This is a genomic window from Haloarcula sp. CBA1129 (genome assembly GCF_008729015.1).
GTDB lineage: Archaea > Halobacteriota > Halobacteria > Halobacteriales > Haloarculaceae > Haloarcula.
The window spans coordinates 3076248-3097940 of sequence record NZ_RKSM01000001.1 but is presented as its reverse complement, the minus strand read 5'-3'; the positions used below and the strand labels follow the sequence as shown (position 1 = coordinate 3097940).

The 21693-nt window shown below is 64.8% G+C and carries 21 protein-coding genes; 6 read left to right on the top strand and 15 right to left on the bottom strand.

Annotated features, from left to right (window positions below; genetic code table 11):
• Positions 1 to 457 precede the first annotated feature (457 nt).
• A complete protein-coding gene (gene citZ / locus Har1129_RS15645) occupies positions 458 to 1603 on the bottom strand; it encodes a citrate synthase (protein ID WP_151101610.1) in 1146 nt (381 codons plus the stop codon).
• Between the two features lie 233 nt (positions 1604 to 1836).
• Between citZ and Har1129_RS15640 the strand changes: the two genes are divergently transcribed.
• Positions 1837 to 3057 carry a potassium channel family protein gene (locus tag Har1129_RS15640; RefSeq protein ID WP_151101609.1) on the top strand — a complete coding sequence of 407 codons (1221 nt, stop codon included), beginning with the start codon at positions 1837 to 1839 and terminating at the stop codon, positions 3055 to 3057.
• A 15-nt stretch (positions 3058 to 3072) separates the two neighbouring features.
• On the opposite strand, the gene Har1129_RS15635 is transcribed toward Har1129_RS15640, so the two are convergent.
• Positions 3073 to 3288, bottom strand: a complete 216-nt coding sequence (locus tag Har1129_RS15635; RefSeq protein WP_151102173.1) for a hypothetical protein — start codon at positions 3286 to 3288, stop codon at positions 3073 to 3075.
• Between the two features lie 135 nt (positions 3289 to 3423).
• On the opposite strand from Har1129_RS15635, the gene Har1129_RS15630 reads away from it, so the two are divergent.
• Together Har1129_RS15630 and Har1129_RS15625 are read left to right on the top strand one after the other, a co-directional pair.
• A complete protein-coding gene (locus tag Har1129_RS15630) occupies positions 3424 to 4380 on the top strand; it encodes a succinylglutamate desuccinylase/aspartoacylase family protein (RefSeq protein ID WP_151101608.1) in 957 nt (318 codons plus the stop codon).
• Between the two features lie 256 nt (positions 4381 to 4636).
• Positions 4637 to 5701: a pyridoxal-phosphate dependent enzyme gene (locus Har1129_RS15625; protein ID WP_151101606.1), complete on the top strand. Its 1065-nt coding sequence runs from the start codon at positions 4637 to 4639 to the stop codon at positions 5699 to 5701.
• Between the two features lies 1 nt (position 5702).
• On the opposite strand, the gene Har1129_RS15620 is transcribed toward Har1129_RS15625, so the two are convergent.
• The 3 genes from Har1129_RS15620 to Har1129_RS15610 all read right to left on the bottom strand — a co-directional run bounded on the left by Har1129_RS15620 (position 5703) and on the right by Har1129_RS15610 (position 7693).
• The gene (locus Har1129_RS15620) at positions 5703 to 5906 is read right to left on the bottom strand and encodes a hypothetical protein (RefSeq protein WP_151101604.1); all 204 of its coding nucleotides are present in this window, start codon (positions 5904 to 5906) and stop codon (positions 5703 to 5705) included.
• A 56-nt stretch (positions 5907 to 5962) separates the two neighbouring features.
• Entirely contained in the window at positions 5963 to 6169 is a 207-nt protein-coding gene (locus Har1129_RS15615) for a hypothetical protein (protein ID WP_151101602.1), read from the bottom strand.
• A gap of 258 nt (positions 6170 to 6427) precedes the next feature.
• Entirely contained in the window at positions 6428 to 7693 is a 1266-nt protein-coding gene (locus Har1129_RS15610; protein ID WP_151101600.1) for a tRNA(Ile)(2)-agmatinylcytidine synthase, read from the bottom strand.
• Positions 7694 to 7825: 132 nt separating this feature from the next.
• On the opposite strand from Har1129_RS15610, the gene Har1129_RS15605 reads away from it, so the two are divergent.
• Complete coding sequence (locus Har1129_RS15605; protein ID WP_151101598.1) at positions 7826 to 8794, top strand: transcriptional regulator; 969 nt, start codon at positions 7826 to 7828, stop codon at positions 8792 to 8794.
• Positions 8795 to 8851: 57 nt separating this feature from the next.
• Here the strand turns inward: Har1129_RS15605 and Har1129_RS15600 are convergent, their stop codons facing one another.
• Both Har1129_RS15600 and pyrE read right to left on the bottom strand, forming a co-directional pair.
• On the bottom strand, positions 8852 to 9100 hold the full coding sequence (locus Har1129_RS15600) for a glutathione S-transferase N-terminal domain-containing protein (protein WP_053966668.1): 249 nt from the start codon (positions 9098 to 9100) through the stop codon (positions 8852 to 8854).
• A gap of 84 nt (positions 9101 to 9184) precedes the next feature.
• The gene (gene pyrE / locus Har1129_RS15595; RefSeq protein WP_151101596.1) at positions 9185 to 9736 is read right to left on the bottom strand and encodes an orotate phosphoribosyltransferase; all 552 of its coding nucleotides are present in this window, start codon (positions 9734 to 9736) and stop codon (positions 9185 to 9187) included.
• An 86-nt stretch (positions 9737 to 9822) separates the two neighbouring features.
• Here pyrE and glmM point away from each other — a divergent pair, with 86 nt between their 5' ends.
• Positions 9823 to 11202 (top strand): phosphoglucosamine mutase, encoded by a 1380-nt coding sequence (glmM, locus tag Har1129_RS15590; protein ID WP_151101594.1) that lies wholly within the window; start codon positions 9823 to 9825, stop codon positions 11200 to 11202.
• Here the strand turns inward: glmM and Har1129_RS15585 are convergent.
• From Har1129_RS15585 to Har1129_RS15560, 6 genes are all read right to left on the bottom strand, one after another.
• The gene (locus Har1129_RS15585; RefSeq protein ID WP_151101592.1) at positions 11187 to 12332 is read right to left on the bottom strand and encodes a hypothetical protein; all 1146 of its coding nucleotides are present in this window, start codon (positions 12330 to 12332) and stop codon (positions 11187 to 11189) included. The genes glmM and Har1129_RS15585 overlap by 16 nt on opposite strands.
• On the bottom strand, positions 12332 to 12694 hold the full coding sequence (gene hisI / locus Har1129_RS15580; RefSeq protein ID WP_053966672.1) for a phosphoribosyl-AMP cyclohydrolase: 363 nt from the start codon (positions 12692 to 12694) through the stop codon (positions 12332 to 12334). Before hisI ends, Har1129_RS15585 begins: the two co-directional genes overlap by 1 nt.
• 47 nt (positions 12695 to 12741) lie before the next feature.
• Entirely contained in the window at positions 12742 to 13770 is a 1029-nt protein-coding gene (locus tag Har1129_RS15575; protein ID WP_151101591.1) for an A24 family peptidase, read from the bottom strand.
• A 102-nt stretch (positions 13771 to 13872) separates the two neighbouring features.
• Positions 13873 to 14262, bottom strand: a complete 390-nt coding sequence (fer1, locus tag Har1129_RS15570) for a ferredoxin Fer1 (protein WP_004590522.1) — start codon at positions 14260 to 14262, stop codon at positions 13873 to 13875.
• Between the two features lie 123 nt (positions 14263 to 14385).
• Positions 14386 to 15594: an inorganic phosphate transporter gene (locus tag Har1129_RS15565; RefSeq protein WP_151101589.1), complete on the bottom strand. Its 1209-nt coding sequence runs from the start codon at positions 15592 to 15594 to the stop codon at positions 14386 to 14388.
• 69 nt (positions 15595 to 15663) lie between these two features.
• Positions 15664 to 16542 (bottom strand): hypothetical protein, encoded by an 879-nt coding sequence (locus tag Har1129_RS15560; protein ID WP_151101587.1) that lies wholly within the window; start codon positions 16540 to 16542, stop codon positions 15664 to 15666.
• Between the two features lie 110 nt (positions 16543 to 16652).
• Between Har1129_RS15560 and hisA the strand changes: the two genes are divergently transcribed.
• Positions 16653 to 17387, top strand: a complete 735-nt coding sequence (gene hisA, locus Har1129_RS15555) for a 1-(5-phosphoribosyl)-5-[(5-phosphoribosylamino)methylideneamino]imidazole-4-carboxamide isomerase (protein WP_151101585.1) — start codon at positions 16653 to 16655, stop codon at positions 17385 to 17387.
• Here hisA and Har1129_RS15550 read toward each other — a convergent pair.
• Both Har1129_RS15550 and Har1129_RS15545 read right to left on the bottom strand, forming a co-directional pair.
• Positions 17384 to 21106, bottom strand: a complete 3723-nt coding sequence (locus Har1129_RS15550; RefSeq protein ID WP_151101583.1) for a glycoside hydrolase family 97 catalytic domain-containing protein — start codon at positions 21104 to 21106, stop codon at positions 17384 to 17386. The two genes, hisA and Har1129_RS15550, sit on opposite strands and share 4 nt — an antisense overlap.
• A gap of 170 nt (positions 21107 to 21276) precedes the next feature.
• Positions 21277 to 21669 (bottom strand): nuclear transport factor 2 family protein, encoded by a 393-nt coding sequence (locus Har1129_RS15545; protein WP_151101581.1) that lies wholly within the window; start codon positions 21667 to 21669, stop codon positions 21277 to 21279.
• Between the last annotated feature and the right edge of the window lie 24 nt (positions 21670 to 21693).

Sequence of the window (21693 nt, the reverse complement as noted above, 5' to 3'; positions counted from 1 at the left end):
ACCGCTCACTTCGTTCGCGGACAGTCACTACGTGTCCGTTACCGTAGAGCCCGATTTTAGAGAGACTCGACAAGAAATGAATCTCGTGCTGATTCCGGGAACCGGCGGCGTCGCCGCCGGATGCTGGCCGCCCTGCCCTGCCCCGGTTCGCGCGATGAAACGCGCTCACGGCCGTCAGTAATCCACTCTTCAGCCGAACAGTAGCGGTACGGACCTATCGCTCCTCAAGCGGCACGAACGTGGTCTCGTCAGGGTTCTTGCCGACGTAGCGGGCGCGCGGGCGAATCAGGCGGTCACCCTCCACCTTTTTCCCGTTCGGATGGCCTGCGGCCATCGCTCACGGCAAAAACGTGGTCTTGCTGAACGGAGTGAAGCAAGGCTCGAAAGACGAGCGAAGCGAGTCTTTCGGTGGCGAAAAAGACCGAGTGCTCGCTACGCTCGCACTCGGGACGGTTTCTTACCGCTCCTCAAGCGGCACGAACGTGGTCTCGTCGGGGTTCTTGCCGACGTAGCGGGCGCGCGGGCGGATCAGGCGGTTGTCCTCGATGTACTCGAAGACGTGGGCGACCCAGCCGCCGACGCGGGACATCGCGAAGATGGGGGTGTAGATGTCGATGGGAATGCCCATCTGGTAGTACGTCGACGCGGAGTAGAAGTCGACGTTGGGGGCCAGTCCCTTCTCTTCCATGAGGTAGTCCTCGATGGTGGTCGACATCTCGTACCACTTGAGCGTCCCGGCGGCCTCGCCGAGTTCCTTCGAGCGCTCGCCGAGGATCTTCGCGCGCGGGTCCTTGACGTTGTAGACGCGGTGGCCGAAGCCGGAGACGCGGCGGCCCTCGTCGAGGGCGTTCTTGACCCAGTCGAGCGGGTCGGATTCGGCGTCGTCGACTTCCTTTAGCATCTCCATAACGTCCTGATTGGCCCCGCCGTGGAGCGGTCCCTTCAGCGTCCCGATAGCTGAGGTGACCGCGCTGTGGATGTCCGACAGCGTCGACGCCGTCGTGATGGCCGAGAACGTCGAGGCGTTGAGGCCGTGGTCGGCGTGGAGCACGAGCGCCTGATCGAACACGTCGGCAAGTACGTCGTCGGGCTCCTCGCCGTTGAGCATGTAGAGGAAATTCGCCGCGTGGTCGAGGTCGTCGCGGGGTTCGACGGGCTCCTTGCCGTCGCGGATGCGAGTGAAGGCCGCGATGATAGTCGGGATCTTGGCCGTGATGCGGCGGCCCGTTTCGAGGTTGACCGTCTCGTCGGTCGGCTCGGCGTCCTCGGGCGCAGGGTCGAACGCCGAGAGCATCGACACCGCGGTCCGGAGCGCTGCCATCGGGTCCTCGTCCGCCTCGGCGAGTTGTCGCACGGTCGAGATAACGTCGTCGTCCACGTCGCGTGCGTCCACCATCGCCTCCTTGAACTCGGAGAGCTCGTCCCGGTTCGGCAGGTGGCCGTGCCAGAGCAGGTACAGCACCTCTTCGTAGCTGGCACCCTTCGCGAGGTCCTCGATGGTGTACCCCCGATACACGAGTTTGCCAGCGTCGCCGTCGATAACGCTGAGTTCGGACTCGGCGACGATGACACCCTCGAGTCCCTTCTTGAGGTCGTCGGACATACGCAATCTCTTCCCTACCTTCCGGGAAAAACATTTTCTTTCTGGGCCTGTGTGTCACACTGTCAGGAGCTGAGACTGCCCGTTCGTTTACTATTTTCCGGATAAGTTCGTTTGTCTATTACATCGATGCCGGGGAACTCGGCGTTCATTCGCTCGCACTCGGCTCAATAACGAACGGGTGGCGACCCAAATAGTGAGGAACGTTTTTGCTCGGGGCCGTCGAACCGGCGGCTATGGACCCGACAGGGACGGTCGAGTACGAACCGGTCAGCGTGAAGCAGGTGCTGGCCGAGATGAAAGACACCGCCGAGTTGCTCATCGACCTCTCGTACTCGGCCGTCCTGCTGGGGAGCGACGACGTCGCCGCGGAGGTGCTGGAGTTGGAGGAGAAGATGGACGTACTCCAGTTGCGTGCACGCATGAGTCTCCTGATGGCCTGCCGGTCGACGGCGGACGCGGAGTCGCTAGCCCCTGTTCTGGGGATGGTCGGAGCGGCGGAGAAAATCAGCGACGCCGCCGGCGATATTGCCAAAATTGTGCTCGAAGATATCGGCCTGCCGGACACGATGCGGGCAGCCCTCCCCGAGGCAGTCGAGACGCTCGTGCGGGCGACCGTCGGGTCGGATTCGCCGCTGGCCGACGAGACGCTTGGGGACCTGAACCTCGAAACCGAGACGGGCGTCCGCGCGCTGGCAATCCGCCGGCAGGGGAACTGGCTGCTCAATCCGGACCGGGAGACACGCCTCGAAGCGGGCGACGTAGTGCTGTTCCGCGGCCCCGAGGACGGCATCGCCGAGGTGTATCAGGACGCGAGCGGCGACGTGTACGAACCGCCAGAGCCACCCGAGGGCGGCGTCCGCGACCTCGAACGTGCCGTCGACTCTATCGTCCTGATGAAAGACATGGGCGAGCTGGCCGTCGATCTGGCCTACGGCGCGGTGCTGTTCGACAGCACGGAAGTCGCCGAAGAAGTCGTCGAACTCGAAGCCGAGGTCGACGCGCTGCAGTCCCGGTTCGAGGCATGGACGCTCCGGGCCGCCGCCGACATCGACGACCCGGTGTCGCTTCGGGGCCTCGTCCATCTGGCCCGGTCGACAGAAGTCATCTCTGACGCTGCGCTGGAGATGAGCGAGGGCGTCCTGCGGGGCCTGTCGACGCATCCGGTCGTCGCCGAGGCCGTTCAGGAGTCAGACGAAGTCATTGTTCGAACCACCGTATATCCCGACAGCGACCTCGCGGGGACGACCATCGGCGACGCAGAAGTCAAGACGGCGACGGGTATGCGGATCATCGCGATACGGCGTGGGGCCGGGGAGAGCGAGCGGACCGGCCGCGAGGGCGGCGACTGGGTCGTTTCGCCGGGCCCGGAAACACAGATTCAGACAGGCGACGTACTCATCGCGAAGGGGACTCGAACCGGCGGCGGTCGACTGACAGAACTGGCCGAAGGGTAGGCGAGCGGGACAATATCAGCGTCTGGCGAGTCGCACAGCCGACACGGCCGTAAACAGCGCCGTCAGCAGGCCGCCCAGCGAAGTCGCGAGAACGAACGCCAGCGCCACGTAGAAGCCCATCGGCCGCTGGCTCCCCGGCAGGACGAGCAGGGCGAACAGCCCCGCCGTGAACAGGCTGGCGATTGCGAAGCCGATTTTCGCGTTGCGTGGCACGTTCAGCGCCGCGACCATCGCCGCTTTGCCGCTCTGTGGCTCGGACTGGGACACACCTGCCGATAGGGTCGGCGGCCCCAAGATGCCGTCGGTCCGGCGCAACTGCTGCTGTAATCCGAACCAGTAAAGGCTCCCAAGGCAAACGTGGGAACAATGGTTACTTTCGGTACGGCGACCGCTGCCCCCGGTGAGAAAGACACGGGGCGGCTGGAGGTCGGTGAGACCCGCGACGGGTCGACGTTCGGGCTACCGGTCGCCGTCGTCAACGGTGTCGACGACGGACGGACCCTCTACATACAGGCGGCCAGCGACGGCGACGAACTGAACGGCGTCGGCGTCATCCAGCAGGTGCTCCCACAGCTCGATCCGACGGAGCTGTCCGGGACGATTCTGGTCTGTGGCGTCGTGAACTACCACGCCTTTCAGGTCGCCGAGCACCGCAACCCGGTCGACGACACGAAGATGAACCGGGCGTACCCGGGCGACAAAACGGGGACATCGAGCGAGCGCATCGCCGCGGCAACGTTCAACGCCGCCATCAGCGCCGATTACGTGCTCGACCTGCACCAAGGGTCGACCTCGCAGATGATCGACGAAGTGCGGGTCCGATGTGGCACCCGCCATCGCCTCCACGAGGAATGCCTCGAACTCGCGAAGGTGTTTGGCTGTGGCTACATTCTCGACCAGAAAGGCCCCGATGGGCAGTTGGCCCGCGCTGCCCCTGACGAGGGCGTTCCGACAATCGATCCCGAACTCGGCGGCTGTGTCGGCTGGGACGAACGGTCCATCCAGCGGGGCGTCGACGGCGTCTTCAACGTCCTGAACTACTACGGCTTCCTCGACGGCCACCACGACACGCGCCCACAGACCCGCGCCTCCGGGTTCGAGCAGTACGGTTCTCCCGTAGGCGGCCTTCTCGACCTCAAGCCCGACCTCGGCGACCGTGTCTCCCGCGGTGAGACGCTGTTCGAAGTGACTGATGTGTTCGGCGAGCCGAAGGCCGAAATCACCGCCGACTCCAGCGGCGTGTTCTGGCGTGCCCGCCGGCTCCCGCAGGTCGCGACCGGCGAGTACGTCTGCTCGGTCGGAACGAACATCGATACCTACTAGAAGCCACTCTGTACTGCGAGTGGGTGCACGTAGCGAATCCCTACTTGCAAAAACCGCGGGATCTCGTTCGCTCGTCCTCGCGAAACACGACGCTTCGCGCCGCGTATGCTCGTTTGCCAGCCTTCCTTTCCCCGGGGCGGCCGACGGAGCGGCCGCCCGGCCACCGCTCTGTGTGTACCGGAAGCTAGCTACAGGTACCGACTACTGTGGCCACAGCGGTCGCAGGCTTTTGGACAGTTCGCCACGGAGCAAACCCATGCGCACCTGTAGCGTCTGCGACCGGGAGTACCTCCGTGATGAACCTTGGCGATGTTCCTGCGGGGAACCACTTGACTACGCCACCCAGCCGCTGCCTAACAGCCGACCGGACCAGTTCTCGCGGACCAGCGGTGTCTGGGACTTCGTCGACTTCCTCCCGATGCGCGAGCGGGTCAGCCTCGGCGAGGGCTGGACGCCACTGGTCGATGCGCCCGAGTGGGACGCCAGCTTCAAACTGGAGTATCTCCACCCGACGGGGAGCTTCAAGGACCGCGGCGCGGCGACGGTCATCGCCGAAGCCTTGGTGGTCGGGGCCGACCGCGTACTCGAAGACTCCTCGGGAAACGCTGGGCTTGCAGTCGCATCCTACGCGGCACGGGCGGGCCTGGACGCGGAGATATACGTCCCCGAGGGCGCGAAGGAAGCGAAGGTTCGCCGCATCGAGCGGACCGGAGCCGACGTGGTCCCAGTAGCGGGGAGTAGAGAGTCCGTAACCGCGGCCTGTATCGACGCCGTGGAGAGTGGACCGGGCTGGTACGCCAGCCACGCTTGGAACCCAGCCTTCTTCGCTGGGACAGCGACAACCGCCTACGAAATCGCCGCCCAGCGGGACTGGAACGTCCCGGACGCTGTCGTCACACCGCTTGGTCACGGGACGCTGTTTCTCGGCCTCTATCGCGGATTTCGGGCACTGGAACAAGCTGGATGGACAGACGCTATGCCACGCATACTGGGGGCGCAAGCGGTCGGATACAGTCCCATCGCTGCCGAAGACGGCAGTGTAACGGATGCCGACGCTGCAAACGACCTCGCCGACGGGATCCACATCCGGGACCCGCCGCGTGCCCATCAAATACGGCATGCCATCGAGGCAACCGGTGGCGCCGCCGTCGCCGTCTCCGCGGCGGCAACGGAGCGGGAACACGCCCGCCTCGGTGCGGCTGGGTTTCACGTCGAACCTACGTGTGCGACGGCGACTGCGGCGCTAACCCAGTTCAGAGAGCAAGGAGAACTCCGGGGCGGTGACGACGTGGTTGTTGCGTTGACCGGGCGAAACGACTAGCCTACCGCATCAGCAGCGTCGACACCGGAAAGTCGGCATCAACAGAGAGCCACTGGTCCTCTACGTCTGTTGTGTCGACATCTGGCGCGTAGCAGATGAGCCGCTCACTGCCGTCGGGACGAGAACGTACCACGGCAGGCAGCGTTCCTTCGTCGGTGTCAGTCGCTGCCGTCACCTCGCTCGTCGACCGGGTATCGGAGTCCATGTCTCGATTCACGACAGGTGTTATTATTGTTACCTGTCGATTATCGGTCGTAAGGGCTACTGAACGTCGTCAAGCGAAACGACGAAATCCGACGAAACGGCCAGCCAGTTCGCTTCCAGTTCGGAGCCTGTGCTGCCGGGCGGATACAGGATTGAACGCTGGCCGCCACCCGCAGCCGGTTCGTGTTCGACAGTCAGTAGTTTCTCCGTGACCCCGTCGTCCGTCGTATCTCGGCGCTGAATGTCTGACTCCTCACTGTTCATGCCCGCAAATAACGGGATAGCAGTATTGTTATCCGCAGTCTAAATCGAGATGTATCCACGTATTACCGGAATATTCGTGCTGCTTACTCACCGGTAGCCAGTTCGAACCAGATAGCAGACAGAAACAGAGCCGCGATTGATCGCCGGGCTGGAAGTTTCCACGAGGGTATCACGTCGCATTCGAATTGGTGTCGCGTCTGTCTCGGCAAGGCCGTTCCGAAGTCGATAGAGACCGGGAAACAGCGACGACAGTCCGTCTCAACGAGACGGGTGGGTGGGTGCGTCGAACCCGCCGCGGACCAGCGGCTTCGCGATGTGGCGGCGTGCGACCGGCGGTACCTCGTACCAGCCGCGTTCCAGTCCCCGCTCGATAGACTGCTCAGTCTTGCCGTCGGCGCTGGTCCCGCAGTCCCGGCATCGATAGCCCTGATTCCGGCCGGCGGATTTCATCGACCGGCCGCAGTCCGGGCAGTCCGGCGTGACGGACTCGGTCCGAACGAGGTCACGGACCGCGAACTTCTCCAGTTTGAGCGTCCCGTCGCTCACCTCACCACAGGCAGTGATTCGGTCGCCGACCCGGAGCGAACGGACCCGGTCGCGGAACGCCTTCGTCGGCTCGAAGGCCGCACAGTCGAGGGTCGCGCCGTCGCCTTCGAGCGTGAGGAACACGTGTCCCCCCGGCCGTGTCTCGGGCGCGGCGACCACGTCGCCGGTGACGCGGGAGGCGCTGTCGGCCGTGACCGCGTCGAGGGTCGCGTCCCGTAGGTGCACGTCCGTCCCCTGATTCGTCACGAACGTCGCCCGGCGGGCGACGGGTTCGCTGTCGATGGCGTCGGCGACAGCACGGCAGGCGTCGGGGTCGTCGCCGCGAATCCCGTAGAGAATCGGGCACGGCGTCCGCGGGACACAGACCGGATAGCCCGACGTGCGGTCGACGGTGTCCCACACGTCGGGGTAGTACTCCTCGGCCGCGGCGCGAACGCTCTCGGCGTCGACCGTCCGTTCGGTCCCCCAGCGGTCCCGCTCGCGGTACGCGATGTGTTCGTAGGTCCAGTCCGATAGTTCGGCCCAAGCCCCGACCGCCGCGAGTGCACCGACGAGCCCGCGACCGTTGCCCCGCTGGCAGCGGGCGAACCCGACCACGTCAGCTAGCGTCGTCGCCGCCATCGGGTCCTGTATCGACCGGATCGTCTCACGGGCGAACGTTGCGACCTGCGGCGGGACAGCTTCCGGCTTGCAGTCGGCGACGATAGCGCCGGGGTTGGTCCGGGGATCGTCAGTTTCGGCCATGTCGAGCACGTCCTCGGCCAGTGCAAGCGTCGTGTCGGCATCGAGGTCCGTATGCACCGCAAGCGCCGCGTTCCCGCGGGTTTTGTGTTTGACGGCGGGATTCAGCCGGACGAGGAGCAGTCGCTCGACAGTCCCCCCAGCGTCCCGAATCGACTCGGCGAGGGTGGCGGCGGCGTAGGTCGTACACATTCCCCGTTCGCGCGAGTCCGTATCATCGAGGCCGACGACAGTCACGCTACTCTGTAGCCCCGAAGCGGTCAAACGCCTTTCGTCACGCCCGGCCCTCGATTCGGCCTGAGAGAGCAACGGACGGCGCAATACATATAATGGGTGAGCGGGCTAGACTCAGTAGAGGTACAGAGTACTATGTCACGGTCGGCGCTGGTAGAAAACGTCATGGCGATGCTCGAAGACGCTGGCTTCCTCGTCAGCGACCGCTGTGCGATTCGTCCGAAGAGTTTCGACATCGCTGCCCGTCGCGGTGAGGACGTGTTGCTCCTGAAGATACTGGGCAACATCGACGCCTTCGACGCACAGACCGGCGGCGAGATGCGGCGACTGGGCACGTATCTGAATGCCACGCCGATTGTGATCGGACTCCGCACACGGGACGAGGAACTGAAACCGGGCGTCGTCTACTTCCGCCACGGCGTCCCTGTGTTATCACCCGACACCGCGATGGACCTGTTCGTCGAGGAGGTCCCCCCGCTCATTTACGCCGCCCCGGGCGGGCTCTACGTCAACATCGACTCCGAGATTCTTGCCGACGTGCGCGAGAACCGCGACTGGTCGCTCGGTCGGCTGGCGAAGGAACTGGGCGTCTCCCGGCGGACAGTCTCGAAATACGAGGACGGAATGGACGCCTCCGTCGAAGTGGCCGCCGAACTCGAAGACCTGTTCGACGCGCCGCTGACATCGCCAGTGAGCGTCCTCGACGGCGCCGAGGAGGTCCGCGACGACGAGCCGACACCGGACGACCCCGATGTCGCGCCGGAGGACGAGCCGATTGTGACGGTGTTCACCCGTATCGGCTTCGAGGTCCATCCGACGGATCGCGCGCCCTTCAAGAGCGTCAACGAGAGCGACGATCAGCATGGACAGGTCCTTGCCGGACACTCCGCGTTCACCGAGACAGCCGAGAAGCGGGCCCGCATCATGTCTTCGGTCGGCGAGGTGACCCGAACCCGGTCGGTGTACGTCGTCGACGAACTCCGACGGGAGTCCGTCGAGGGGACCGCCCTCATCGAAAAGGAGGAGATGGAGAACATCGAGGACGCCGTCGATCTGCGGGATCTGATTATGGAACGCGGCGAGGACCGCGAAGAAGTAGCCTGAGCGGGGCCCTCAGTCTTCGCTGTCAAGTGAAAACGAAAACCGCCGCAAGTGTCGGGTCTACTGCCCGTACGTTTCTTCGAGATATTCGACGATGTCGTCGGATTCAGGCATCCCGTCGACGCCGTTGTCCGTGTCGACGAGGACGGGAACGCCGGTCTGTCCCGAAACCTCCTTCACTTCGGTCCGCTCGCCGTGGGACCGCGGGACCATGTGGGAGTCGTAGTCGAGGCCCAGTTCGTCGAGTTTCTTGATTACTTTCGCACAGTACGGACAGCCCTCAAGTTCGTAGAGTTCGAGATTAGCCATTACAGCCACCGATAAGCGAGCCAGCGTCAAGAACACATCGGTGATGTGTCCCGGCCGCGCAGCGTCGCGGCGACGTGACAGGCCCTATGCGTCGATGTCGTCGGGCGCGTCGGCGAGCAGATCAGAAGCGGTCACGAGCGGCGAGAGTTCGAGATCGTGGTCGGCGAGGTTTTCGCTGGCCCCTTCCTCGCGGTCGACGACAACGAGCACGCGGTTGACGACAGCACCGGCCTCGCGGAGCGCCTCGGCGGCGTCGACCGCGCTCTGGCCGGTCGTCGCGATGTCTTCGAGGATGATGACCTCCTCACCGTCGGTCAGATCGCCTTCGATGCGGTTGCCCGTGCCGTACTCTTTGGCCTGCTTTCGGGCGATGACGTAGGGGATGCCGGTCTCGACACTGGTGACCGCGACCAGCGGGACCGCGCCGAGGGCGACGCCAGCGAGTGTGGCGTCCGTGTCCCACTCGGCGATGCGCTCGGCGAAGGATTCGGAGATCAGGTTCAGACAGTCGGGGTTGGTCTCGAAGACGTACTTGTCGACGTAGTAGTTCGATGTGCCACCGTGGGAGAGTTCGAACTCCCCGAATTTGACGGCGTCAGCGTCCCGCAGGGCTGCGATGAGTTCGTCGTTTGCCATACGCTCACTGAACGGTCACGGGGCTAATGACTGTTGAATTCGGACAGCGACATTCCTAAGCCCCTCCGCCTCAGACACTCGCTCGAATGCAAGTGTTCGGGTCGAGTGGCGTCCGAGGTGTCGCGGGCGATGAGCTGACACCGCGGTACGTCCTTCGGGTTGCACAGGCCGCCGGGGACGTCTGGCGTGACGACCACGACCGCGTGGCAATCGCCCGTGACACGCGGACGACCGGACGGACGTTTATCAACGCCGCGACAAGCGGGTTGACGACCGTTGAATTCGACGTCGACCGCCTCGGCGTCGTCCCGACACCGGGGCTACAGGCCTACTGTGAGCGTGAGGCGGTCCCGGGCGTGATGATTACCGCGAGTCACAACCCCGCCGCGTACAACGGGGTGAAGCTCATCGGCGCGGACGGCGTCGAACTGACGCGGGGGACGCTCGACCGCGTCGAACAGTCGCTCCGAGACGACACCCCGGCCTACGCGGACTGGGAGACAGTCGGGTCCGACACCGCTATCGAGAGTGCTCGCCGCCGATACCGCGAGCAGGTGCTGTCTGCCGTCGACCGCGACCGTATCGCCGACGCCGACCTCACTATCGTCGTCGACCCCGGCCACGGCGCTGGGTCCCTTACCAGCCCCGACCTGTTCCGCGAACTCGGCTGTGAAGTCCACACCGTCAACACTCAGCCCGACGGCCACTTCCCCGGCCGCGACCCCGAACCCGTCGCAGAGAACCTCGAAGACCTGCGGGCGTTCGTTCGCGCGACCGACGCCGATCTCGGATTCGCCCACGACGGCGACGCCGACCGCGGGATGTTCGTCGACGAGACCGGGACACACATCGAAGGCGACGCCGCGCTGGCCGCGCTCACGGCGGCAGAAATCGAGGCCGGCGACGGCGTCGTCTCGGCAGTCAACGCCTCACAGCGGCTGGTCGACGTGGTCGAGAACGCCGGCGCGACCCTTTCGCTTACTCCCATCGGCTCGACGTACATCGTCAGCCGCATCCGCAAACTGCAAAACGAGGGGACACACGTCGCCATCGCCGGCGAGGGCAACGGTGGCATCCTCTTCCCCGATTACCGTATCGCCCGGGACGGCGCGTTCACTGCCGCGAAGTTCCTCGAACTCGTCGCCGAGCGACCCGCAAGCGAAGTCGCTGCGGACTACGACGACTACTACAACGTCCGTCGGAACCTCGAATACGAGACCGAAGACGAGCGCGAAGCGATGCTCGAAGGCATCGAGGCCCATGCAAACGAGGCGACGGCCGATCTGGATACGACGGACGGCTACCGCCTCGACTACGGCGACGGCTGGGTGCTTGCTCGACCGTCCGGGACAGAGCCCGTCGTCCGGGTCTACGCAGAAGCGCGCGCACTCGACCGCGCCGAAGAACTCGCAGAGACGATGGTCAGCCGGGCGACCCAGCAGAGAGACACCTACAGCGGCGAGTGAGTGTCTACGGCGTCATCGATAGCTGCTCGTGCCTCTCGGGCGGCCGACAGTTCGTCTTCGACAGCGCCGCTCGCCAGCCGCTCGCGCTCGCTTTCTGTGAGTTCTGCGCGAGCAACGGCGCTCTCCCGGAGTCGCTCGTAGTCGTCTCGCTCCGCAAGTCCACGCACGTCCCGCAGTGCCGCGACCACGGACTCGTCGGCGAAGCGGGCGACGACCGAGCGGTACTCCCGGCAATACCACGGCAGGGCGTCGGCCGACGGCGGCGGCCAGTCGATCCGCACCGGCTCGGCGTCGAGCCGCCGGAGATACGTCTGCCGAGTGGCGACGGCGCTTCGCAACGCCGCCGCGTCGTCGACGTAGTGGTCCAGTTTCGAGGCGGAGTAGTCAGCGTACTCCAGTAGCTTCGGAATCGGCTCCGTCCCGGCGTCGTGCTCGCGGACGTACGTCAACAGTTCCGCGGGCGGCGACCGGAACTCGACCAGCGGGTACGCGTCCGCCCGTTCGATGACCGCAAGGGCGTCTCCGGCCGGTGTGTTGCGCCGAAACTCGGTGAACGCCTCGGTGACGGCGTCGTTGTAGTGCTCGATTGGCTCACGGAGATGCTCGACTGGGGCATCGAGGTCGGCGTCGCCGAGGCGCTGGAGGCGTTCAAGATCGTCGATGCGGTCGCCCAGTTCGTCGCGCCGACGGTTCGCATCGGTCCGAGCCTTCTTGTACTGCTCACGCGCGTCGTCGAGTTCACCGAGTCGCCCGACGAGGTCGCCGATGGGGGAAAGCATCTCGCGGGCCTGCTCGAAGTCGCTCTCGGTGAGCCGCCGCTGCTGGAGGAAGTCGTCGATTTCCTCGAAGGTATCACGCTCGGGCAGGTCGTCGGGGAGGTCGTCGGTCAGCGTCCCGACCCGCCCCTGAAACTCCATGAACGCCTCGAAGTCGCCGCCGCCGGTCGCCCGGCCGTCGTAGCGTTCGAGCAACTGCTCGAGTTCGCTGTAGACCTCACGACAGTCACGCAGCGCGTCGGCACCGATTTCCTCGACGCGCGCCTGTGCTCGGTCGTACGCCTCGGCGGCCTGTTCGAGTCGCGACACGGCGTCAGGCGTTCCCGTGCTGAGTTCGGTATCGGATCGCGCCATCAGTACACGTCGTCGGGGTCGAACACTTGCTCACCGACCGTCTCGCCGTCGACAGTCCGGTGGAAACAGGACTCGTAGCCGGTGTGGCAGGCCCCGCCGGTCTGGTCGACGATGTACAGCAGCGCGTCCCCGTCACAGTCGACTCGCACCTCTTCGACGGCCTGCGTGTGGCCGCTCGTCCCGCCCTTGTGCCAGAGTTCGTCCCGGCTCCGCGAGTAGTAGTGGGCTTCCCCCGTCTCGCGGGTCTTCCGGAGCGCTTCCTCGGTGACGTAGGCGAGCATGAGCACCTCACCGGAGTCTGCGTCCTGAGCGACGGCCGGAATATACTCCTGCTCGTCGAACGCGAGGTCGACGTCGGTCATACTCGGCCCGAGGCGTGTCCGTAAAATAGGTCTTCTGCTGTCTGAAGTCAGGCCAGCCCGACGGCCTGCAACAGCGAGAACAGTACGTCACCGTAGGTGAGTGAGACGGCCAGCCCGGCGAACATCGGGACGAGGAACGGAATCCCGGGCGAAATCCACACCTCGTCCTGTTCGGCGAGTACGTCCAGTCCATCACGGAGTTGGTCCGGCGACGTGCCGTAGGCCGAGTGGTCGATGTCGTTCAGGAACCGCTCGGCACCCCAGCGGTCGTCGATATCGTCAGTGCGGTCAGTCACGGTCTGCAGCGAGCTGTCGTCACCGCGACCGCTCGTCCCGTTCACGTCATCGGCCGCCGGGTCGCCGCCGTCGGTCGCCAGCGAGCCGTCGCCGGGGTCGTTCGGGACCGCCGGGAGCGAGGTCGGGAGCCGATGGCGGTCGGGATCGGCGCGGATATCGGCGAGCGAGCAGCCGCGCCAGCGAAGATACATCCGGAGCGCATCGAGGTCGAGGCCGCCGCGGTCGAACCCGTCGGGGGATTCGAGCAGGCGGCCGTATTCCTCAGTGACGGCGGCGGCGGCGACAGGCCGTCCGATGAACATCGCCAACGAGAAGCGTCCCCGTACGAGGTTGCCGGCGGCGACGGCCAGCGGATAGACGATGCCAGCAAGCACGGTGTTCGAGAGAATCGTCAGCGAGAAGACACCGATAGCGCTCTGCTGGAGCGGGAGGGCGACGGTCGGTAGGTAGTACACCGGATAGACGGGAAAGAGGACGGCGACGAGCATGAACGCCTTCGCGTCAGCACCGCCGAACCCGCCGATGAGCCAGAAACCGTACGACAGCGGGATGACGAAGCCGAGGCTGATAGCGACCCTGATGAAGAACAGCCGCTGGCCGACCGCTGTCGGGGCGGTCCAGACGGTGTAGGCGTCCCACAGCAGGAGCACGACCGCCAGCACAGCAAGCGGGGTCCATGTCCAGTTCGGCACCCGGCGGGTTTTTACATCCCGGTAGGCCGCCCACCCGAACACCGGGATGGCGACCAGCCGAAGCAGGTCCGGTATCGACCCGAGCACGGCTATACGCAATACAGGGCCGCCCCTAATGGTTCCGATACGGCAGCTGTCGGACGCAGTCGCTGCTGGAAGCAGAAAGTGTAGTGCGCTGCAGGAGCCGCGTTAGATGACGCGGTTCTGCAGGTAGTCGAGGTGCTTGGCGTTGTAGACGATCTTGACCTCGTCGGCGTCCGGGCTGCCGATACAGGTCAGGCGGACATTCTTGTCTTCGACTTCCTCGTCGCTGAGGATCTGCTGCATGTCCATGTCGATGTCGCCTTCGAGGACGATGGCGGCGCAGTTCGCACAGGCACCGGCGCGACACGAGAAGGGCCAGTCATAGCCCTGCGCCTCGGCGGCCTCAAGGATGTACTCGCCTTCGTTCACCTCGAGGGACCCGTAGTCCTCACCGTCGAGGTCCATATCTGACGCCTCTGCGAAGACGTCGTCGTCGTACATGTCCCAGCCGTTATCGTCCACTACTTCGTAGTTAAGGTACTCTACCGTGGGCATCACCTGAGAGTTTGAACCCCGCACTGTTAGACTTTGCCCTTCGGTTTTAGGCCGTGCAAAATAATGAGGGACGACGCGGGGATCAGCGGGAATCAGGGGCACCTGTTCGGGATCGATGACCGCTCAGGCAATCGGGAGAAACTTGAACACCAGATACGCCGCAAGCGTCGCAATCGAGGGAACAATGTTCTGGAGGAAGATCACTCTAGCAGTGGTTCCGGGTTCGAACAGGTCCGACGCCGACGGGATGTCCTCCCGCGATTCCTCGCCGATAGGTTCGGTCTCGGCCGGCTTCGGCGTCCCCTTCTTGCCGCCAACGGTCGGCGCGTCTGCAGCCTCCGCGTCGGTAGTCAGCGCACCGACGGAGGCGACGGGGGCCTCTCCCTGTACAGTGTCGGAGAGGCTCGTCGTTCGCGTCGCACGGCCCCACCCGAGCCCGACGATGCTCATCGTCGCGATGATGACGAAACTTGCCGGGATACCTAGCGCCGAGAGGAAGGTGACGATAGTGGAGGCGACTGCCGCGACGACGATGGCGGCGACCAGCGGGAGATCGGTCAGGTCGTTGCCGACCGTGTCCATTGTCCGGCGGGCGATGGTGAACGCACCGAGACCGATGGCCCCGCCGCCGAGCAGGATTGCCGGGTACATCTCCAGCGAGCCGTTCCCCACGAGGGGGGCGACGGCGTTGGCGACGTTCGACGCGCCAGCTGAGAAGGCCATGTAACAGCCGATACCGATGACGACGACGGTCCCAACGAACTCACGCGGCGTCGTGTTCTCGCCGAGTGTCGGCCGCGGAATGGCACCGGACCGCTCGAAATCCAGTAGCGCACCTTCGCTCTGAGAGACAGCGAACCACTCGACGAGGCGCGGGTAGAAGTACCGACCGATAACGCCGCTAACCCAGAAGGCGATAATCGGGGAGACGAGCCACCACGAGACGATTTCGAGCATCAGTGCGGCGTTCAGCGTCCCGCGAGCGAGGCCGAGGCCGGCGATTGCGCCGACGGCCGTCATCGAAGTCGACGCCGGGACGCCGACCACGTTCGAGAGAAACAGCGCGACGCCGATGAAAAACAGGACGACGATACTGATAAGCGGCGAGAAGGCAGTCTCGACGAGGTCGCTCCCGAGGCTTTCGACGACTTCCGGGCCGACGATGAGTCCCCCGGCCAGAGCGAAGATGGTCATCAAGGCCGCCGCGGACAGTTTCGAAAGCGTATCTGACCCGACTGCAGGTCCGAACGCAACACCCGTCGAAGAACCCCCGATATTGAAGCCGACGAAGATAGCCACGAGAACACCGAGGGCAAAGAGAACTTCGACCATACGGATGCCAGTTCCTCACTGGGTTAAAACGTACCGAACGGTCAGTCAGGTGAGCGGCAACGACCGCACCTACGGCGACCGCTCGCCGGGTTCACCGTCGTCGGTATCGGTCTCGCCGCCCTCATCGATGAGGGGCTCGTCGTCGGCCGGCACCGTCTCCTCGACTTCCGCCGCGGTCTCCTCGACCTCGCTCGCCGTCTCCTTGGCCGCTTCGACCTCGTCGGTAACCGATTCGGCGGTCTGTTTCGCATTGCTTGTCTTGTCTTTGACCTCGGTCGTCTTGTCTTTCACTTCAGTCGTCTTGTCCTTCGCTTCCGTTGCCTTGTCCTTGACTTCGGTCGTCTTGTCTTTCACTTCGGTCGTCTTGTCCTTGACCTCGGTGGCTTTCTCAGCCGCGTCCTCGTCGCCGGTCTGTGTCGCAGTCTGTTCGACCGCGTCAGCCGTCTGCTCCACCTCATCGACGGTCTCTTTCACTTCGTCGGCCGTCTGTTCAACCTCGTCCGCGGTTTGCTCGACGTCGTCAGCCGTCTTCTCGACATCTTCGGCGGCTTCGTCAACCGTCTCCGCGGCGTCCTCGACCTCGTCGGCGGTCGTTTCCAGTTCCTCCGCGGTCGTTTCCAGTTGCTCGGCAGCCTCTTCGAGTTCAGCGGCCTTGGTAGCGACATCCTCGTTGGTCCGTTCGAGGACGTTCGCGAGGACGAGGAACTGCAGCAGGCCGACGACGACGAACGCCGAGATGGCGACGCTGGCAGCGGTCGCAAGCAACGACACCGCCCCAGCACCGAGCGGGAGAATACCGAACGCGGCCAGCCCCCAGACCAGCGCCAAGGCGACGGCAACGACCAGCACGGCCTGCTCGAACAGGCGGTATTCGCGCTCGTACCGCCCGAACATGATTGCTTCGAGCCGACGGGCGAGCGGTGTGAGGACGAGTGTTGCAGTGACCATAGCGGACCTTTCCCATCGCGGCGTAAAAGGATGGGGGTACACCGGAGCGGCCGGTCGTCCGGACAGAGCGGACCGACACGCTTTCGACGGCCGCCGCCGGACCACCGGCCATGTACCCCGAGTTCGAGGTCGTCCCCGCGGTCGACATGCAGGACGGACAGGTGGTCCAACTGGTCGGCGGCGAACGCGGCACGGAGAAGACCTACGGCGACCCGGTCGAGGCCGCACAGCGGTGGGTCGACGCTGGCGCGCGGACACTCCACCTCGTCGACCTCGACGGCGCGTTCGAGGGCGAGCGACAGAACGCGACGGCCATCGACGCCGTCCTCGACGCAGTAGGGGACGACGTGGACGTGCAATTGGGCGGCGGCATCCGGACCGCCGAGGACGCCGTCTCGCTGCTTGACCGCGGGCTGGACCGCGTCATCCTCGGAACGGCAGCCGTCGAGACGCCGGAAATCGTCGGCGAAATCAGCGCGGAACACCCCGGCAGCGTGCTCGTGAGCCTCGATGCGAAGGACGGCGAAGTTGTGGTGTCGGGATGGACCGAAGGAACCGGCCTAGACCCCGCCGAAGCCGCCGAGCGGTACGCCGACCTCGGTGCGGGTGGCATCCTCTTTACCGATGTCGACGTGGAGGGGCAACTGGACGGCGTCCGAACCGACCCGGTCCGCCGGCTGGTCGACAGCGTCGACATTCCGGTCATCGCAAGCGGCGGCGTCGCGACCATCGACGACGTGCTGGCGCTCCGGTCGGCCGGGGCCGCCGCCGTCGTCGTCGGCAGCGCACTCTACGAGGGGAATTTCACGCTCGAAGCGGCAATCGACGCGCTGGCCGACGCTTAGTCGAGCGAGACGAACGGCACCGTCGCCCGCGAGTCGGCGCTGTAGGCCAGCGCGTCGGCCTGGCTGACGCCCTCGGGCGTCGTCAGATCCATAATGAGCGGGGCGTTCTCAACCGCACCGGATTTCGCACCGCCGAAGACGTAGCCGTCGGCCGATTCGGCGACCGGACGAAGCGACCCGCGGTCCTCGGACTGCACCATCGCGACGAGTTCGAGGTCCGACGCGTCCGCGCCGCCGACAGCTTCCCTATCAAGGGAGACTGTGACCGTGCCAGCGTCCACGTCGACGGCCTCACCGAGCGAAACGATATCTCCATCGGCGTCGGTCAGCGCCGCCCCGCTGGCATCGACCGCGCTTTTCGAGAAGCCGCTGATTTCGATGCGGTACTGCCACGGCGCTTCGAAGTCGACGTTCGCGCCGATATCGCCCAGACTGCTCGTCGCCCCGCTATCCGCGGTGGGGTCGCGGAGCCAGAGGACGAACCACTGCGGCGAGAAGTTCCGACTGCTGCCGAAGGCGTTGTAGAGGTTGTCGACCTCAAAGGTAAAGCGGTGGAGGCTCGGCGTCTGCTCGATAGTCAGTGACTCCAGGTCGAACGCGCCCGACTGGAATGCGTCGGCGGTTGGGTAGGTGTACTCACCAGGGCCGTCGTCGTCGCCAGACGGGTCGGTGAGTTCAGCCACCGTCGCCGGTGGCTTGACCGTCACCGTGGTGCTGGCAAGCACTGTACCGTCCGGGAGCGCCACCGTCACCTCGTACTCACCGGCCGTGTCAATGCTGTAGCCGAAGTCGTAGGTGGCGTCGCCGGCGTTGGGCGGGAAGCGGACGTTCTCCGTCCCGACGCGTTCGCCGTCAACGTGGAGCGTCACCGTGGTCCCGCCGATGAACGCCCCGCTGTTGCTCCCCGTGGCCTGAATGAACGACTCCTGAATGAACACCTCGTCGCCGATGTGAACATCAAAGTCCTGTTCGGGCCGTTCGTACTCGGGCAGGTCGTTGATTTCCTGGCCCTGCGCCCGGCGGAAGCGGACGGCCGTCCCGCCGCTGCCGACCATCGACGCGAGCAGGGTCGTCCTCGGCGTGACGATAGCTTCACCGACGCGAACATCGCTCAGGTTCTCGTCGTAGGCCGCGTCGATGCCGTCGGCGTAGATTTCGGCGACGTATTTCGGCCCGTTGGGAGCCCTACCGTTGCCGTTTCCGCTGTTTCCATTGCCGTTACCGTTGCTGTTCCTTGGTCCCTGCCCGTTGCTGTCCGAAGCGGGTGAGAGGAACGACAGGGGTACGTCGATGGCACGGCCGCCCTCGTCAGTCATCGCGCCGAGATACCACTCGTCGTCTTTCTGCCGCGCAGTGACCATGTAATCGCCGATTTCGGCATCGACGACGCGCGTATCGTCCCAGCCGGCGGCCGGCACATCTTCGATGAACTGGAACGCGTCGACGGTCTCGCCGCGGATGGGAGCCGTCTCGGGCGTAGGCATCGACGCGCCGGACTCGGTGACGGCCATCGAGTCGAGGTTGAAGCCGCCGGTGTCTTTGCTGGTCAGCGAAAGCGCGATTTCGTCCTCGTCGCCGGACAGCGAGACGGTTGTCGAGACGCTCTCCCAGACGTTCCAGTATTCAGTGGGCGGGAACGTGACCTGGCCGGCCTCGCTGCCGTTGACCAGCACCGTCGCGGTGCGGTCGGTATCCGGACCGACGGCGTTCTCCTCGGCGTCGCTGGCGTAGCGGAAGTGGACCTCGTACTCGCCCTCGCTGGTGTCTTCGACGGTCCAAGAAACTGTCGCGCCGGGCGAAGCGCTGTTGGGGTCGATGGCGACGTACTGCTCGCCTTGGGCGTTGGCCCAGCGGGCGGCCGTCGAGAAGCCCTCGATGTCGCCCCACTCGGCCTGTGCGACCTCGCCAATGCTCGTCGTGGACGGCTGGTCGGCCAGGTAGGAACTGGGCAGATCTGCGGCCATCTGGAGGCCGCTGAAGTACGTCGGGTACATCGCAAGCTGCTTGGCGCGAGTGGACTCGATACCGCCCGACCCCGAATCCATGTCGAAGATGCCCGGCGTGTACTCGACCGGGCCGCCCAGCATTCGCGTAAAGGGGAAGGTGACGTGGTGCTCGGGGCTCACGTCGCCGAAGGAATCGTACTCCTGTCCCTTGACCCCCTCGCGGGTCATCAGATTCGGATACGTCCGGCGGCGGCCAGTCGGGTGAATCGGTTCGTGCATATCGAGCATCTGGCGGTTAGCCGCCGCCGTCTCGGCAACCAGCGTGTGGTGATTGACGAGCACCTGGTTGTGATGATTAAACCCCTCGCCCGCGAGGTCGCCGCTGTCTGAGACGTAGCCGTTCTTGATGGTCCGGATGCCGAGGTCGTCGTACAGCGAGAACGCCGCATCGAGCTGGGACTCGTAGTTCCGGAAGCCGCCTGCCGTCTCGTTGTGCATCGTCATCTGGGTCAAGGGATCGAGACTCGACCCGTAGCTCGTGACTTCCGCAAGGTCGAAGTCCGGGTACGGCTCGGTGAAGTCAAACGCCGTGCCACCGCCGTCGGGATAGCTCGACCAGCCCTCGTTCCACCCCTCGACGAGAACACCGGGGATGTCGTGCTCGCTGGCGAAGTCCATGTACTGCTTGGCGCGGCCGGTCTGTGCGCCGTGGTTGCCGGTGACAGTGCCGTCGTCGTTCGTGGTGTACTCCCACTGCGCGCGGCCGGTGATCATCAGCCACCAGACGCCGATGAACTTCTGGGGTTCGATCCAGTCGACGCCCTGGGTGAACACGTCCTTGTCGTAGTCCTCGTTGAGATTCACCACCAGATTTGACTCGATGAGGTCGCCGGCGCTGGTCCCAACCTGGACCGTCCGCCACGGGGTGACGTGCGGCGCTGCGGCGGAGACTTTCGTCCCGTCGGGCAGCGGCGCAAGCGTCGATTCGAAAGCCGTGTCGCCGGCATCCGACGGCGTAAGCGCAAGGGATGCGTAGTCCGTGAGGTCGGCCTCGTGGACGGCGAGATAGCGCCCGTCGTCGGTCCGCATCGTCATCGGCGTGTGGACGCCGTCGAAGTCGGTGCCGTCCAGTTCGCCGGCGACTTCGCTCAGCGCTGTTTCCTCGTACTCCACCTCGAAGTTGTTGTAGTTGTTTGGAATCCACCAGGAGTCGTAGTCCCCGGCGAAGTTGTACGCCGTCCGCTCGGAGGTGATAACGAACTGGTCGCCAAACGGCTCACCGAAGACGAACCGGAAGCCGACGCCGTCGTCAAACACCCGGAAGACGAGCGTCCCGAACCGCTCGGGCCCGGACGACTCCGCGACCCCTAGGCGGAGTTCCGTGTACCGCTCCTCGATCTCGTCGTAACGGTCCCAGACCGGCGTCCAAGTAGTGTCGACCTCGGTCCGCTCGCTCCCGGTGACTGCCAGGCCGGAGCCGAACGTGTCCTGATTCTGGAATTCGAACCCCAGTTCGGAGTCCTCGATGAGCGTCGTCCCGTCGTGTGCAACCTCGTATGTTACGACGCCGTCGGTGACATCCACGAAGAGTGACACTGACCCATCAGGTGATGAGACAGTCTGTATGGGGGAGTCGTCGCCATCTGTCACCTGCGCAGCAGCGTCCTCGGCCACGGAGACCGAGAACGCCGACGCGGCGAGGAGCGAACCGACGCCACTGAGGAACTGTCTTCGACTCTGGTGAGAACTAGGAGGTAATTGTTCGTCAAACATCAATACCTCCCTCAAACGGATAATAAATAAAAGTTTACCCAGATTACAGTTAGTCCTTCACAGTTCGTCAGAAACAGCATGATATAGAAGGTTGTTCCGCCAACTGAGCAGCTATCGCGACGGAGCACAACAGTACCAAACCGCGTCGTGTTATCTCAAGCGACTACCACTCACCCGTGGATCGAGTCGGCAGTGCTGACGTGCATCCCGACGAACTGCCACTCGCGCGCCCCACCGGTGGCTTCGAGGGTCCCGCTCCAGCGGGTGTCGTACTCGTGGCGGACCCCCGCCTCAATATCAGTCCAGCACAGTGCAACGTCGTCGCTGAACCACGCGTAGCCCTCCGCTTCTGTCACCCGGAGCGCGTGGCTCTCGACGACCCACTCCGTCGTCGTCTCAGTCTGCTCCCGCAATCCTGCCCTGACGGCGTCGGTCCCGACTAACTGTTCGGAGATGCCGAACTTGACCACCGAGCGGTCACCGTCCTCGGCAAAGAAGGGGCTGAGCGGCTCGCCGGCCCGGAGCGCCGCGTAGTAGGCTGCGATAGTTTCGCTGGCGTCCATGTGTCTGCGTACGGCGGCCGGACA

Excerpts from the sequence above, each read along its gene's own strand:
- citZ (WP_151101610.1), bottom strand. The coding sequence starts at position 1,603 with ATGTCCGACGACCTCAAGAAGGGACTCGAGGGTGTCATCGTCGCCGAG.
- Har1129_RS15640 (WP_151101609.1), top strand. The coding sequence starts at position 1,837 with ATGGACCCGACAGGGACGGTCGAGTACGAACCGGTCAGCGTGAAGCAG.
- Har1129_RS15635 (WP_151102173.1), bottom strand. The coding sequence starts at position 3,288 with ATGGTCGCGGCGCTGAACGTGCCACGCAACGCGAAAATCGGCTTCGCA.
- Har1129_RS15630 (WP_151101608.1), top strand. The coding sequence starts at position 3,424 with ATGGTTACTTTCGGTACGGCGACCGCTGCCCCCGGTGAGAAAGACACG.
- Har1129_RS15625 (WP_151101606.1), top strand. The coding sequence starts at position 4,637 with ATGCGCACCTGTAGCGTCTGCGACCGGGAGTACCTCCGTGATGAACCT.
- Har1129_RS15620 (WP_151101604.1), bottom strand. The coding sequence starts at position 5,906 with ATGGACTCCGATACCCGGTCGACGAGCGAGGTGACGGCAGCGACTGAC.
- Har1129_RS15615 (WP_151101602.1), bottom strand. The coding sequence starts at position 6,169 with ATGAACAGTGAGGAGTCAGACATTCAGCGCCGAGATACGACGGACGAC.
- Har1129_RS15605 (WP_151101598.1), top strand. The coding sequence starts at position 7,826 with ATGTCACGGTCGGCGCTGGTAGAAAACGTCATGGCGATGCTCGAAGAC.
- Har1129_RS15600 (WP_053966668.1), bottom strand. The coding sequence starts at position 9,100 with ATGGCTAATCTCGAACTCTACGAACTTGAGGGCTGTCCGTACTGTGCG.
- pyrE (WP_151101596.1), bottom strand. The coding sequence starts at position 9,736 with ATGGCAAACGACGAACTCATCGCAGCCCTGCGGGACGCTGACGCCGTC.
- glmM (WP_151101594.1), top strand. The coding sequence starts at position 9,823 with ATGCAAGTGTTCGGGTCGAGTGGCGTCCGAGGTGTCGCGGGCGATGAG.
- Har1129_RS15585 (WP_151101592.1), bottom strand. The coding sequence starts at position 12,332 with ATGGCGCGATCCGATACCGAACTCAGCACGGGAACGCCTGACGCCGTG.
- hisI (WP_053966672.1), bottom strand. The coding sequence starts at position 12,694 with ATGACCGACGTCGACCTCGCGTTCGACGAGCAGGAGTATATTCCGGCC.
- fer1 (WP_004590522.1), bottom strand. The coding sequence starts at position 14,262 with ATGCCCACGGTAGAGTACCTTAACTACGAAGTAGTGGACGATAACGGC.
- Har1129_RS15565 (WP_151101589.1), bottom strand. The coding sequence starts at position 15,594 with ATGGTCGAAGTTCTCTTTGCCCTCGGTGTTCTCGTGGCTATCTTCGTC.
- Har1129_RS15560 (WP_151101587.1), bottom strand. The coding sequence starts at position 16,542 with ATGGTCACTGCAACACTCGTCCTCACACCGCTCGCCCGTCGGCTCGAA.
- hisA (WP_151101585.1), top strand. The coding sequence starts at position 16,653 with ATGTACCCCGAGTTCGAGGTCGTCCCCGCGGTCGACATGCAGGACGGA.
- Har1129_RS15550 (WP_151101583.1), bottom strand. The coding sequence starts at position 21,106 with ATGTTTGACGAACAATTACCTCCTAGTTCTCACCAGAGTCGAAGACAG.
- Har1129_RS15545 (WP_151101581.1), bottom strand. The coding sequence starts at position 21,669 with ATGGACGCCAGCGAAACTATCGCAGCCTACTACGCGGCGCTCCGGGCC.